This window comes from Curvibacter sp. GW821-FHT09D12, assembly GCF_059416245.1.
In genome coordinates this window covers 264,563-278,803 of sequence record NZ_JBWKOU010000006.1, presented here as the reverse complement: position 1 = coordinate 278,803, position 14,241 = coordinate 264,563, and the positions used below count along the sequence as shown (strand labels likewise).

The following is a 14,241-nucleotide window of genomic DNA, read 5'->3' as shown; positions in this document are numbered from 1 at the left end:
CGACGAGCGCATGCGACTGCGTGACTACGCCGTCGCTCACCAGCCTTCATCAGCGCCGATGAGGACCTTGGCCACCGGCACCCTATGCCGGGAATTTATCGGGACTTCAGCATGCAGGTAGAGCAAAGCCGTAACGGCCGGACACACCATGGCACCTTGTTGGCCATCGTTCTGGTCAGCTACGCCATGATCGTGATTGACAACTCCATCGTCATCACGGGACTGCCCGCGATCCGAGCGGGACTTGGCTTCACGGACATCGGCTTGTCGTGGGTGCAGAACGCCTATGCGCTCGCGTTCGGAGGACTGATGCTGCTGGGCGCGCGCGCCGGTGACCTTCTCGGCAGACGCCGCATCTTCGTCATCGGACTCGGCATCTTCACAGCGGCCTCTATGGCGATTGGCCTCGCTGCGACACCCGCGTGGCTGATCGCTTCCCGTGCGGTCCAGGGCGCGGGGGCGGCGATCCTCGCCCCATCGACGCTCGCGCTGCTCTCGACAAGCTTCGCCGAAGGGCCGGAGCGCAATCAAGCACTGGGCTGGTACGGTGCTGTCGGGGGCATTACCGCCAGCATCGGCCTGGTCGTTGGCGGCGTCGTCGCCGACCTCGTCTCCTGGCGCGCTGGCTTCTTCATCAATGTGCCCATCGGTGCACTGCTCATCTGGGGAGCGCAGCGTTACATCGTCGAGACGACGCCACAGCCTGGCCGCTTCGATGTCGCCGGCGCAGTCTTGTCGACACTGGGCGTCGTGGCGCTGGTATATGGGCTGGTGCACGCCGCCGAAGAGAGCTGGCTGCACTGGGGCACCGCCGTACCGCTCAGCGTTGGAATCTTTCTCATCGGCATGTTCCTCCTTGTCGAGCGGCGCGCCGAGCAGCCGATCCTGCCCCTTCGCCTATTCGCCAGTCGGCGACGCTCCGGTGCAAACGCTGCGCGTGTGCTCTTTGTCGGCGCAGCAATGGGTTTTTTCTTCTACGCGACCCAGTACCTGCAAGGCGTCTTGGGCATGCGCCCCATGTGGGCGGGCGTCGCCTTCTTCCCATCGATGTTGGTCAACTTCTTCGGCGCTCTGATTGCCCCGAGGCTGGCCCGACGCTATGGCAACAACGCCGTCCTCACCGGAGGCATTTCTACGTCGCTGCTTGGTATGGCCTGGCTCGGCCAGGTTCAAGCCGATTCTCCCTTCTTGCTGGGGGTGGCACTGCCGATGGTCTTGATCGGTGCGGGGATGGGGTCGTCACTCGCCCTGTTGACCATCTCCGGCGTGGCCGGCGTCTCTGCCCGCGACGCGGGATCGGCCTCGGGACTCGTCGGCGTCGCACACCAACTTGGAGGGGCCCTGGGCCTGGCACTGCTCGTGGTCGTATTTGCGAGTGTAACGGTGGCACCAGGAAGCCCCCCAGACGCAGCCCTGGTACACCGCATCGGCATGGCCATCTCAGCCGGCGCCGTCCTGCTGGCGGTTGCTCTGTTCTTGGTGCTCACGTTCGTCGTACGCCGACCTGCTTGCATCGCCCAAGTAACCCATTCTTCGCAGGACTGAAAGAGGTACTCCAATGTCAACCTTGAATGTCGATGGCCGTGAATACGCGCTGAATATTACCCCGGACACACCGGTGCTTTGGACGCTTCGAGACACCCTGGGGATGACCGGCACCAAGTTCGGTTGTGGCGCAGCACTGTGCGGCGCATGCACGGTGCACCTGGACGGCCACGCAATCCGATCCTGCATAACGCCGGTCTCTTCGGTAGAAGGGAAAAAGATAACGACCATCGATGCTGTAACCGATGGTTCCGACCGGGTTGGTACCGCCGTGCGCGATGCGTGGATCAAGCATGACGTGGCCCAGTGCGGCTACTGCCAAAGCGGACAGATCATGACCGCGACTGCGTTTCTGAAGTCACTCCCCAAGGGCAAGCAGCCACAGCCGCGGAGATTAGCTCTGCCATGGCCGGAAACATTTGCCGCTGCGGTACTTATGCCCGCATTCGTGCCGCCGTCGCCGACGCGGCGCGCGAGCTAACTTAAAGGAGTTGTCATGTTTCCACCGATCTCGCTGCTCGAATGGCCCAAGGCCCTTTTACCTCATCAGCCCGATCTCGCAGCGACCACTTCTGAGGCCGCCATTGGGCGGCGCAGCTTCCTCAAGATCGCAGGACTTGGCGGCTTAGCGCTGGGAGCATTTCCGCTGGAGACGATGGCTCGAACAGAGTCGGTACACCCGGCTGCGCTGAAGCCCACCCAGCAGCCTTCGGCCTTCCTGAAGATTGATGCAGACGGCACGGTAACCGTGACCATCAACCGGCTGGATTTTGGACAAGGCGTGCAGACCGGCTTACCCATGATCCTGGCCGAGGAGTTGGATGCCGATTGGAGCAAGGTCAAGAGCGCGCATGGGTCAAATGACCCCGCCTACGTTGACCCGGTCTCTGGTATGCACATCACAGGCGGCTCCAACACCATCCGCAACAGCTACACCCAATACCGCGAACTCGGCGCTCGTGCGCGTGTCATGCTGATCTCTGCAGCCGCAGCTCAGTGGAACTTGGACCCAACCCAGCTTCATACTGAGGCTGGCTTTGTCTTCGCTGCCGATGGCCGCAAGGCTGGATACGGCGAATTGGCTGAGGCGGCGATGGCGCTGCCGGTGCCGAGCGTGGTAGTGCTCAAAGACTCCAAGGACTTCCGCATCATCGGCAAGCCCACCACACGGCTTGATGCACGCGACAAGAGTAGTGGGCGTCAGTCATACGGCATCGACACGCAGCTGCCAGGGCTGCTGACGGCTGTTGTGGCTCGGCCGACCGTGTTCGGTGCGCGACTTGTGGCAGTCGACGACAAGGCAGCACGAGAGACTCCCGGCGTAAAGGCAGTACTGCGTGTGCCCATGGGGCAAGGGCTGGAGGTAGTGGCGGTTATCGGCGACGGATATTGGCCCGCTCGACAGGGACGCGAAGCGCTGAAACTGCAGTGGAACAGCAGCGGCGTCGAAAAGGTGGACAGCACACGGCAACTGGCCGCCTATCGTCAGCTGTCCAAAAAGCTGGGCACCGTGCAATTCGATGCCGATGTCTCGGCCTTGGATAAAGGTCCGCGTCGCATCGAGGCAGAGTTCGTATTCCCGTATCTGGCCCATGCGCCCATGGAGCCGCTGAACTGCACGGTCAGCATAAACGCCACGGGAGCTGACTTGTGGCTGGGCACCCAATTTCCTGGACGGGACGGGCAAGCAGCCGCTGAGGTGCTGGGGTTGAAGCCTGAGGAAGTCCACATCCATGTACAGATGGCCGGCGGAGGCTTCGGCCGGCGAGCAACCGGTGGCAGCGAACTGGTGGTCGAGGCATGTCGGGTTGCGAGGGCCGCGAAGTCCGCCGGATTCGACGTGCCGCTTCGCACCCTATGGAGCCGCGAGGATGACATCCGCGGGGGGTTCTATCGCCCGATGCACGTACATCGCGCACGCATCGACTTCGATGCGAAAGGCAAAGTCCTGGCGTGGGACCACGTCATCGTCGGGCAGTCGATCGCGACCGGCACGCCTTTTGAACCTTGGCTGGTCAAAAACGGCGTTGACGCCTCGACCACCGAAGGCATGCGCGAACCCTACGAACTGCCCATGCGTCTCAGTGTCCACCATCCGCGCCAGAACGTTCCGGTGCTGTGGTGGCGCAGCGTCGGCTCCACCCACACGGCTTTCGTGATGGAGACCCTTATCGACGAAATCGCTCAGGCTGCGGGTCAGGACCCGGTTGCCTATCGCATGCAAGCCTTTGGTGACAAAGCTCAACGACACAAAGCCGCACTTCAACTCGCGGTCGACAGAAGCGGGTACCGCAAACGCAAGCTGCCGGCCGGCCACGCATGGGGAGTGGCTGTGCACCAGTCCTTTGGGACTGTGGTTGCCTATGTGGTCGAGGCCTCCATGCAAAGTGGAAGGCCGGTCCTGCACCGGGTCACCGCAGGAGTCCATTGCAATCTGGCGGTGAACCCACGCAGTGTTGAGGCGCAGATTCAGGGCGCGGCACTGATGGCTTTGTCCACCTGCTTGCCAGGTGCCGCGATCACCTTGAAGGACGGTATGGTCGAACAAAGCAATTTCGGGGACTACACGGTCGCGCGGATGCCTGACATGCCCCTGATCGAGGTCCATATCGTGCCCAGCGCCGAGCCGCCAACCGGGATGGGTGAGCCCGGCTTGCCGCCACTTGCACCCGCATTTGCCAATGCCGTTTCAAGGTTGACCGGCAAGCGGGCTCGCCAACTGCCGTTGGCGACGAACTAAACCAACTTTCGACTGGAAATATCAATGCAATCCATCTTCAGAATTGCCCTGATTGCGGCAGCTACTTGGGTTGGGGGACCTTCGGCCTTCAGCCAGGCGTTGCCCATGTCGTCAATCACCTTCCACGCCGATGAGGTCTATCCAGAGAGCGTGACTTGGTCCCCTCGCCAGAAGGCATTCTTCGTTGGTTCACTCCGCAAAGGCAACATCGGCAAAGTCTTGATGAACGGCGAATACCAGCCTTTTGCGCAAGACGTGCTGATGCTTGGGTCGTCTGGAGTCAAGTACGATACGAAACGTAACTGGGTTTGGGCAGCTATGTGCGACATCGGCGTCGCAACTGGGAGCTCACCGGCGACACAAGGCAAGGTCGCCGCCATAATCGCTTTCGATGCCACGACGGGTGAGAAGAAGCGCTTCATCGACCTAGCGCCCTTGGTCGAGGGGGGCCGATGTGCAAATGACTTGGCTTTCGACCCGGCTGGAAACATCTATGTGACCGACAGCTTCGCGCCAGTCGTTTATGTCATCGACAAACACTTCAAGCCACGTGTTCTGATCAAGAGCGACCTGTTCTCCGGAGAGAACTTCAATCTCAACGGCATCGTCTATCACCCCGGTGGGTTCATCTTGGTTGGCAAACACAATTCGGGTGAGCTGTTTCGGATCACGCTCGCCCCCAAGCCAGAGGTTCATCCCGTCCGACTATCGAGTGCGATCCCTGGCGTTGACGGGATCGAACTTGAAGGGGCCACCTCATTGGTAGCGGCACAGAATTCTGGGCATGACCGAGCACTCCAAATCACGTCGAGTGATGGGTGGAAGTCGGCCGAGGTCACTGAACTTGCCAAAGCGGCTGCAACCTTTGCTGTAGCTGTGACCAGGGTCGGACACGATGACTACCTATTGGTGAATCGCGTTGACACATTGATTTCGCCGTCAGCAACCAAGGTCAGCGACTACATCCTCCAGCGCCTTCCATCACGAACGGGAAACTGACGGCTCGCTCATCCCAACACAGCCAAGAGGCCGGCAGGAACTGACGCTATGGTAACTTTTGAATGGATCATCCTGCTGTTGATCGCCGCGGCGGTCTTGGCAGAACTTGCCAGACGCCTCGATGCGCCCTATCCAACCCTACTCGCCCTTGGCGGCGCAGGGTTGGCTTTCATTCCCAATAGCCCTCAATGGGTGCTCGACCCTGAACTGGCCTTGGCGCTCTTCGTGGCGCCTGTGCTTCTCGACGCAGCCTATGACACATCGCTTCGCGACCTCCGGGCCAATTGGCGCCCTGTTGCAGGCCTAGTGATCGCCGCAGTGGGAACCACGGTGGTTGGCGTGGCTCTGGTCTGTCGCTGGCTTGTACCGGACATGCCCTGGTCCATTGCGTTGGCGCTCGGAGCCGTTGTGGCTCCACCTGATGCAGCCGCGGCCACTGCCGTCATGCGGCAGGTCGGCTTACCTCATCGAGTGATGAGCATCCTAGAGGGTGAAAGTCTGCTCAACGATGCCAGTGCACTGCTCATCTACCGCCTCGCTTTGATGGCGGCAATCAGCGGCCCATTGGGTGCCGGCGACTTGCTGCCTGTGTTCTTGTTGACAGTCCTCGGCAGTGTCTGTGCCGGCATCGGTCTGGCCTACGCGTCGCGGCCGCTATTGAGCATCCCCAAACATGTGCCGACTTCGCTGATCCTGCAGTTCTCACTGACCTTTGGCGTATGGATTGCGGCTGAAAAGGTCGGGCTGTCAGGCATCCTGACGATGGTAGCCTTCGCCATGGCGATGGCTCGCGGTGGTGGGCCCCGAATTCCGGCCCGCATGCGGGTGCCGATATGGGCCGTCTGGGAAACAGTGGTCTTTGTCATGAATGGTCTGGCATTCGTTTTGATCGGCATGCAGTTACGCCCCATCTGGGAACGCCTAGGCGCTGGCGAAGCACGCATGGAGGCCATTTTGTTTGCCCTGGCCGTGCTTGTCGTCGCTATCGTGACGCGGTTCATGTGGGTCATGGGCTACGGTGCGTTCGCCATGCGACGCCCGCACAAAATATACAGGTCTCAAGACGACGGGAAGCTTTGGGGCAGCGGCGTGGTAGTGGCATGGGCTGGCATGCGTGGCATCGTGACGCTCGCTGCCGCATTTGCGATTCCGGAGACCCTCCCCAGCGGCGGCCCGTTTCCATACCGCGACCTGATCGTGCTCAGTGCGTTCACCACTGTGTTCGGAACACTGATCCTTCAAGGCCTGACGATGAAGCCTCTCATTCGAATGCTGGGAGTGACCGAAGCAGTCGACCCCGTCGTCGCAGAAGTCCGCTCAGGTCGCGCAGAAATCTATCGAGCACTGCTATCGTCTGTCGACAGCAGTGACTCCTTACAGGCTCGATTGCTTGCGAAGGAATATCAAGCCGTTATTGATCTGAACACCAGCCGGGATGTAACTGCACCCATCCTTGAGGTCCCTGGAGGCCCCCTGAGACGGCATGCCCTTGAAGCAGCTCGGCAGCGGGCGATTGACTTGCGCAATCAACAAGTCATTGGTGAGCATGCCTACAGAATTCTGATCCAAGAACTGGACTGGGCCGAGCTCGCCGCCGGCGGTGCCGGTGTTTGACGGCAAGGGGCGGTGCGTACGCCGCCGATGGTGAATCTACCGGAGGAAGAATCATGTCCAAGGGCGACTTGTCGAAAACGCTCGTTGCATCTTATCGACGAATGCATGCGGCCATGGTGGATGGCGATACGGACGTTCTCGGGTCCCTGCTGAGCCGGGACTTCATCCTGGTCCATATGACTGGCTACGCCCAGCCCAAAGCCGAGTGGCTGCAGCATATTGACAGCGGCAAGATGCGCTACTTCTCCTCGACAGAGGATTCCGTCTTGGTCAAGGTTCAAGCCAAGACCGCGAGCCTTCGCGGTCAGAATCGAGTGAGCGCTGATATTTGGGGTGCACGTGGAACCTGGCCGCTGCAAATGGACATTGACCTCGAACAGCGCGGCGACCTCTGGGTGATGACTTACGCCAGCGCGAGCACCTACTAGGCTCAAGCAAGTGCGAGTCGTCGTCTCAAGGACTGAACCGTCGCTGCACTTCTGAGACTTTGGCGAAGTCCGTACGCTGTCGCGGTCACGGATTCGTGTCCACCACGCTATGGGGCACCACCTTGAGATACCAATCCCACATTCAGATTCCGGGCTTAAACACCGTCGACTCTGAAGCCATTCGGGGGCGGTTGCTGCATACGGTGCTCACGCCTCTTGGGCCTGAACATCATGCCGACCCCGGCCATCCTCCTCCCACGGCACGGATCAACTGAACGGATGCGCGGCGCTGGCGGGTGAGCAAGTCCTGCTCGGCCCGTCGCGCAAGCAGTTGCGCCGTCTGGGCCGTCAGGACATCAAGGTAATTGGCGGCACCGCCCTGGTAGCGGCTCATCGCCATATCGAGGGCACGGTTGGCACTGGCCGAAGCCGCCTGCTCGTTGGCGGCAGCCTCGGCGTATTTACTCAACAAGGCGAGCTGGTCTTCAACCTGCTGGAAAGCTCCCAGTACCACGCCCCGGAAGCGCTGGACCGCTTCGTCAAGCACTGCCACTGTGCGAGCTTGCTCGGCCTTGCGACGGCCACCGTCGAATAGAGTCACGGCCAGATTCGAGCCTATAGCCCAGAATAGGTTCGGAGCCTCGACAAAGCGACTCAGATCACTGCTCTGAAAACCACCCTGCGCCCCCAGCGTCAAGGTAGGAAAAAAGGCCGCCTTGGCAACACCTACCGACGCGGCAGCTGAGCTCACACGCTCCTGAGCCGCACGGATATCAGGCCGCCGCATCAGCAGTTCCGAAGGCAGGCCGACTGGAATAGTCGGTGTCGAGAACTTCACGACGCGCGGCTCCACAGTGAAGCTCGAAGCACTCTTTCCAACCAGGGCCGCCACCGCGTGCTCGAGAAGGGCACGCCGGGCCTGCGCCTGCTGGACCTGCGAGCGGGTGGATTCCATCTGCCCTTGCGCACGCGTGAGGTCCAGTCCAGACGAAATGCCTTGACGATGGCGGGCACCGAGCAACTCGACCGCGCGCCCGTAGCTCTTCAAGGTCTCGCGCAGCAGACTCAAATCGGCGTCAGCGCCACGAAGAGCCAGCCAGGTGTCGGCCAACTGCGTCTGAAGTGAAAGGCGTGCGCCCTGAAAGTCGGCGTCGGCCGCCCTCAGTTCTGCGTCACCAGCCGCAACTCGCTGCCTGACGCGCCCCCACAAATCGACCTCATAAGAAACGTCCACCTGCACCGTGGCGTTGTTGTATAGATCCGGCGAGTTCGGCCCCAGCACGCGCAGCGGCCGGAGTTCGCTTTGGCGCAGTCGCTGGGTTCCCAACCCAGCACCTACCGTTGGCGCCTGAGTTGAGCGTACCGCGCTGGTTGCAGCCTGCGCCTGCTCGTGGCGTGCTAGCGCCGCGGCGAGGTCCGGGCTGCGATCGATCAGCTCCGCCTGAAGCTGATTCAGTTCATCGTCACCAAAGTACTCCCACCACTTCGCTGAAATCCTCGATTCGCTGAGCTCCGCCGTGGCCACCACCTCCTTGTAGCCTTGTGGCACATCGACCCGTGGCAGAGCAACCGGTGCGACTTGCGCGCACGCGACTAACGCGACTACCAAGGGGGATAGCACCCACGCACGAGGGGGCCTGTTCTTGAGGGCGCTCATGACGAGGCCTTGCTTGCATCGTTGGTGACGCGCACTCGGTCACCGCTTTTCAGTCCATCAGGAGGGCTGTCGATGACTCGGTCCGTGGGTGAAATGCCTGCTTCCAGCTCCACAACAGAGCCCAGGTCTCGCGAGATGCTCACCGGCTTGACGACGGCCTTGTCACCTTGCAGTAGCGCAACGCGAACCCCTTCCTGGCCGAAGATCAGAGCACCAGGAGGCACGCCGAAACGGCCCGAATTGCTCACCTGAGGGAAACTGATGGTCGCAAAGGAGCCTGGCAGCAACTCACCGGGGGCGTTATCCACCACGAGTTGGACGAGCATGCCACCCGTTCCGGGTTGAATAGCCTGGGCAAGCGACTCCACGCGAGCCTTGAAGGACTGGCCCGGGCGTTCAGGCACCACAAGCTTGGCCTCGCTGCCAATCTTGATGCCCGGGACTTGGCGTTGCGGCACAGTCACATAGACGCGCAGGCGGCGGATGTCAGACACGACAAAGAGCTCCTGCCCAGGTGCCGAACCCGCGGTAACCAGCGCTCCAATATCAATGTTGCGCGCCGTCACGACGCCGTCAAACGGCGCCACTAGGCGGGCGTACTGCTTCGTGGCGAGCACCCGCTCGACATTTGCCTGCAGACCTTTGACCAAGGACTCCTTGGCTGAAAGGTCGCCCACCTTCTCATCGACCTCCTGGCGCGATACCGAATCGCTGCCCAGCAAGGCCTGCCAGCGTTGTGCCGTAGTGGCCGCCAATGCTGCATTGCTGCGCGCGGTGGCCAACTCAGACTGGGCCTGGAAGAGTTGCTGATCCAGTTCCGGCGTCTCGATCTCGGCCAAGAGCTGTCCGGCCTTGACCTTAGAGCCGATATCCGCCTTCCAGCTTTTCAGATAGCCACTGACTCGCGCGTTGAGCGGAGCACGGGTCCAGGCTTCCACGCGGGCTGGTAGTTCCAGTCCGACGGCGGCCATTGCGGTCGGACTCACTACCTTCACGGCGGGGACGGACTGGGCCATGGCGAGGGTCTGAAGCTCTTGTGTCTGGGCACGACGGGACATTAGTCCGAAGACAATGACACCAGCCACCGCTAAGGCGACCACTAGAACTGATGCGCGGGTTTTGAGGAAGTTTGGTGGGTTAGGCATGAGCGCTTTGCTCCATGGACGTATTGAAGGGCTCCGCGGATGAGGGTTCAATTGCCGCGCGCCTATCACGGGCATGAACCAGACTGAAGAGCACCGGGACGAAGACCAGGGTGGCAACGGTCGCGGCCATCAGCCCGCCCACCACCGCGCGGCCGAGCGGCGCGTTCTGCTCACCGCCTTCACCCAGGCCAAGGGCCATCGGGAGCATGCCAATGACCATGGCCAGCGCCGTCATCAGCACGGGGCGGAAGCGCATGTAGCCCGCCTCAAGAGCGGCGGCCGTGGCGTCGCCGAGTTCTGCCAATCGCTCGCGGGCAAAGCTCACAACCAATACGCTGTTAGCCGTGGCAACGCCCATGCACATGATGGCACCGGTCAGCGCGGGGACCGATAACGTCGTCTGGCTGGTAAACAGCATCCATACGATGCCGGCCAATGCAGCCGGCAGTGCAGAAATGATGACCGCGGGATCCCGCCAGGACTGAAAGTTCACCACCACGAGCAGGTAGATCAGCAGCACCGCGCCCGCGATACCGACGAACAGGCCGGTGAAGGCTCGATCCATGGTTTGCACCTGGCCCATCAGCTCAACGGAGGCGCCCTTGGGGAGCTCTCCCTGAAGTTCAGACAGGACGGCGCGAATGTCAGCCGCCACAGCGCCCAGGTCACGCCCTTGCGCAGCGGCATGGACCTGCACCATGGGTTGTACATCGTAGTGGCTGATGACAGTACTGCCCCAGGCCCGCTCGAACGTGGCGACTCCACCCAGAGTCGTCGTCCCACCCACAGTGCCATTGCCAATAGACAGGTTCTGCAGCGCCGCCAAGGAGTCAAGCTCGTGTTGTGGCGCCTGCATCACGATGGGATAGCTGATGCTGTTGGCTGGGTTGAGCCAGAAAGTGGGTGCCACCTGGCTGCTGCCGGCCAGATTGACAACAAGGCTGTTAGTGACGTCACGAGTCGTCAGACCGAGTTGCTGAGCCTGCGTGCGATCCAGCGCCACATTGAAGACCGGTGCCTTGTTGGACTGCTGGATGCGCACATCCACCAGGCCGGAGACGCTGCGCAGGCGGGCCGATAGACGCTGAGCGAACTGGAAGTTGGACTCCAAGTCGCGGCCGCGGACCTGGATGTCAATGGGAGCAGGAGCGCCAAAGTTGAGGATTTGACTGACGATGTCCGCCGGGGGGAACCAGAACTGGGTGTCCGGGAAGGCGTCAGGCAACACCTTCCGCAACTCGCTGACGTAGTCCGCCATGGGCTTATGGCCCTCACGCAGCGCAATCTGGAAGTCGCCGTCGTGCGATCCGGAGACACCTGTGCTGTTGTAGGTCAGGTTGATGTTGCTGGATGGCAAGCCGATGTTGTCCACCATTGTCTCGATTTCCTCCGCAGGAATCACCTTGCGGATGGCGCGTTCAATCTCCGCAAATCGGGTCGCGGTTTCCTCAATCCGCGTACCAACAGGCACCCGCGCATGCATCAGGATTTGGCCGGAATCCACCGATGGGAAGAAGTTGCTGCCGATGAAGGGCAGCAGGCCGAAGGACGCCAGGACCGCGGCAGAGAAGCCGAATAGGAAGCGGCTGCGATGCGTCAGAGCCCACACCAAAAGCATGCGATAGCGGCCACGCAAGCCATCAAAGCCAGATTCGAACTTCTTCTGGAAGCGGACCAGTGGGTTGCGCGAAGAACCAGCATCGGTTTGCGCGACGTGGGAACGCAACAGGTACTTGGCCAGTGTTGGCACCAAGGTGCGCGACAAGATGAACGAGCACACCATCGCCAGCATCACGGCTATCGCCAGGGGCACGAAAAGGAAACGGGACACGCCGTCCAAGAAGAACATTGGCACCAGCACGATGCAAATGCACAGCAGCGAGACCAGGGCGGGAACGACAATCTGACGCGCCCCGTCCAGGATGGACGTTTCCACGTCCTTGCCTTGCTCCAGGTGCCAGCTGATGTTCTCGATGGTCACCGTGGCGTCATCCACCAGGATGCCCACCGCGAGCGCTAGACCGCCTAGCGTCATCAGATTCAGTGTCTGCCCGAGCAACGACAACGCGACGATGGCGCCAAGGATGGACAGAGGGATGGACACTGCAATGATGAGCGTGGGACGCCAACTGCCCAAGAAGAGCAGGATCATCACACTGGTCAGCACCGCCGCTATGGTGCCTTCCAGCGCCACGCCCTTCACTGCGGCGCGAACGAAGATGGATTGGTCGTTGATGGGCAGCACCTTCAGGGCTTCCGGCAATGACGCGCGCATCTGGTTCAACTTCGTCCGCACGCCGTCGACGATGGCCAGCGTGGAAGCAGAGCCGTTCTTCAGCACCGACATCAACACTGAGCGACCGCCGTCCACATGTACGATGTTGGTCTGCGGCGCATTGCCATCACGCACTTGCGCCACATCGCTCAGCATCACCGTCGCTCCATTGATAACCTTGACCGGAATGCGGCCGATGTCGGCGATAGCTGACGGCGCGCTGTTGAGCTGAAGCGTGTACTCCAGACTGCCGATCTTTTGCGCTCCGATGGGCGTGAGCACGTTCTGGGCGGCCAGCGCAGCTGCCACATCTTGGGCGGACAGTCCACGAGCCTGCAGCGCTGCAGGGTCGATATCGATCTGAACCTGACGCTGCTTGCCTCCGTAGGGCAAGGGAATCGCAGCGCCAGGCACCGTCACGAGCGGGGTTCGAACCGTATTCATGCCCAGGTCGAAGAGCTGCTGCTCGGAAAGGCCTTCACCTGACAGAGCCACCTGAAGAATAGGGACGGTCGCCGCGTTGTAGTTCAGGATGACGGGGGGTTGGATGCCCGCTGGCATCAGGCGCAGCGCCACCTGGGACGCGGCCGTCACTTGCGCGTTGGCAGTGGCGATATTGACGCCAGGCTGGAAAAAGATCTTAACGACGCCAACGCCCTGGTAGGTGCTGGCCTCAATGTGCTCGATGTCATTCACCGAGGTGGTCAGGATGCGCTGGAACGGCGCTGAGACCCGTCCCGACATCTGTTCGGTTGACAGGCCCGTGTACTGCCAGGCAACGGCGATCACTGGTATCCGAATCTCCGGAAAGATGTCGGTCGGCGTGCGCAACGCTACGAGGGGGCCAATGATGAGCAGCAGCAACGCCATCACGGCGAAGGTGTAGGGGCGTCTAAGTGCGACGCGGACGGCACCGATGAGCATGGCGTTGGGTCTCGGGGTTTCGATTGGGGCTGAGATGCTGAGTTGACGGGAAAGCGGCTCGGGTCTGCGTTACGGGCTCATCGCCAGGCGAAAGCCGGTGCTGATGCCGCGGTATGTTGACGCGTAGGGCTTACGAAACGATGTGCGCCAGCTACCGGAGGTTTCGTGCCAGCTACCGCCACGCATCACCTTGCTGCTGCCTGAGTTCGCGCCGACGGGATCGGTCACCGCAGCGGCGCCGGCATAGCGCTCGGCATACCAGTCTTGGACCCATTCCCACACGTTGCCGTGGATGTCGTAGAGGCCCCAGGGGTTGGGCAGCTTCTGCCCGACGGCGTGGGTGGAGCCCGTGGCGAAGTTCTCGCCATACCAGGCATAGCGACCAAGCTGACGGGCATCGTCTCCGAACGAATAGGCCGTGGTGGTCCCTGCTCGTGCCGCGTATTCCCATTCGGCTTCAGTCGGTAGTCGGTAACGGGTATGACCTTCGTGCTGGTTCAGGCGTTGGATGAATTGCTGCGCATCGCTCCAGGAAACCGTAGCGGGGTTCTGAGGGTGATTGAGACGGGCCGCCATCCCTGGCAGGTCGTAATACGGGTTAGAACGATCCAGCGAAAAGGGACTGGCACCCATGACCGCTACCCATTGGGCCTGCGTCACCTCGAATTGGCCGAGATAGAAGCCCTGGCTGATGGTGACAGCATGACGTGGCTTCTCATTGGCACCGGCCTCGTGGTCGTTGTCGGGGGCACCCATTTCAAAGGTGCCGGCGGGGATGAGCACGAAGCGCATCCCAACGCTGTTGATGTGCTCCCGCGGCAGCGTGTCTGCGCTCGCGGCGGCGACCATCGAAGACAGAAGCAGTGACCCCAATGCCGCCGCGCGCTTGACGAAAGTGATGGTAGGCATCTTGG

The 14,241-nt window shown here is 61.4% G+C and carries 9 protein-coding genes and 1 pseudogene; 6 read left to right on the top strand and 4 right to left on the bottom strand.

Translation table 11 applies throughout. From position 1 onward, the window contains the following. The first annotated feature begins 111 nt into the window (after positions 1 to 111). The 6 genes and pseudogenes from AC07PT_RS12540 (at position 112) to AC07PT_RS12515 (ending at position 7,326) form a co-directional block, all read left to right on the top strand. Positions 112 to 1,545 (top strand): MFS transporter, encoded by a 1,434-nt coding sequence (locus AC07PT_RS12540; RefSeq protein WP_494656839.1) that lies wholly within the window; start codon positions 112 to 114, stop codon positions 1,543 to 1,545. Between the two features lie 13 nt (positions 1,546 to 1,558). Further along, positions 1,559 to 2,031, top strand: a pseudogene (locus AC07PT_RS12535) ((2Fe-2S)-binding protein). Between the two features lie 10 nt (positions 2,032 to 2,041). Next, positions 2,042 to 4,285: a xanthine dehydrogenase family protein molybdopterin-binding subunit gene (locus AC07PT_RS12530; protein ID WP_494656838.1), complete on the top strand. Its 2,244-nt coding sequence runs from the start codon at positions 2,042 to 2,044 to the stop codon at positions 4,283 to 4,285. A 24-nt stretch (positions 4,286 to 4,309) separates the two neighbouring features. Beyond that, positions 4,310 to 5,284 (top strand): hypothetical protein, encoded by a 975-nt coding sequence (locus AC07PT_RS12525; RefSeq protein ID WP_494656837.1) that lies wholly within the window; start codon positions 4,310 to 4,312, stop codon positions 5,282 to 5,284. A 48-nt stretch (positions 5,285 to 5,332) separates the two neighbouring features. Then, a complete protein-coding gene (locus tag AC07PT_RS12520; RefSeq protein ID WP_494656836.1) occupies positions 5,333 to 6,898 on the top strand; it encodes a cation:proton antiporter in 1,566 nt (521 codons plus the stop codon). A 53-nt stretch (positions 6,899 to 6,951) separates the two neighbouring features. Next, positions 6,952 to 7,326, top strand: coding sequence for a nuclear transport factor 2 family protein (locus tag AC07PT_RS12515; RefSeq protein ID WP_494656835.1), 375 nt, complete (start codon positions 6,952 to 6,954; stop codon positions 7,324 to 7,326). Positions 7,327 to 7,555: 229 nt separating this feature from the next. Here the strand turns inward: AC07PT_RS12515 and AC07PT_RS12510 are convergent, their stop codons facing one another. From AC07PT_RS12510 to AC07PT_RS12495, 4 genes are all read right to left on the bottom strand, one after another. After that, positions 7,556 to 8,983, bottom strand: coding sequence for an efflux transporter outer membrane subunit (locus AC07PT_RS12510; RefSeq protein ID WP_494656834.1), 1,428 nt, complete (start codon positions 8,981 to 8,983; stop codon positions 7,556 to 7,558). Next, positions 8,980 to 9,999: an efflux RND transporter periplasmic adaptor subunit gene (locus AC07PT_RS12505; RefSeq protein ID WP_494656832.1), complete on the bottom strand. Its 1,020-nt coding sequence runs from the start codon at positions 9,997 to 9,999 to the stop codon at positions 8,980 to 8,982. Before AC07PT_RS12505 ends, AC07PT_RS12510 begins: the two co-directional genes overlap by 4 nt. A 121-nt stretch (positions 10,000 to 10,120) precedes the next feature. Beyond that, positions 10,121 to 13,327 carry an efflux RND transporter permease subunit gene (locus tag AC07PT_RS12500; protein ID WP_494656831.1) on the bottom strand — a complete coding sequence of 1,069 codons (3,207 nt, stop codon included), beginning with the start codon at positions 13,325 to 13,327 and terminating at the stop codon, positions 10,121 to 10,123. 69 nt (positions 13,328 to 13,396) lie between these two features. After that, complete coding sequence (locus AC07PT_RS12495) at positions 13,397 to 14,236, bottom strand: formylglycine-generating enzyme family protein (protein WP_494656830.1); 840 nt, start codon at positions 14,234 to 14,236, stop codon at positions 13,397 to 13,399. Between the last annotated feature and the right edge of the window lie 5 nt (positions 14,237 to 14,241).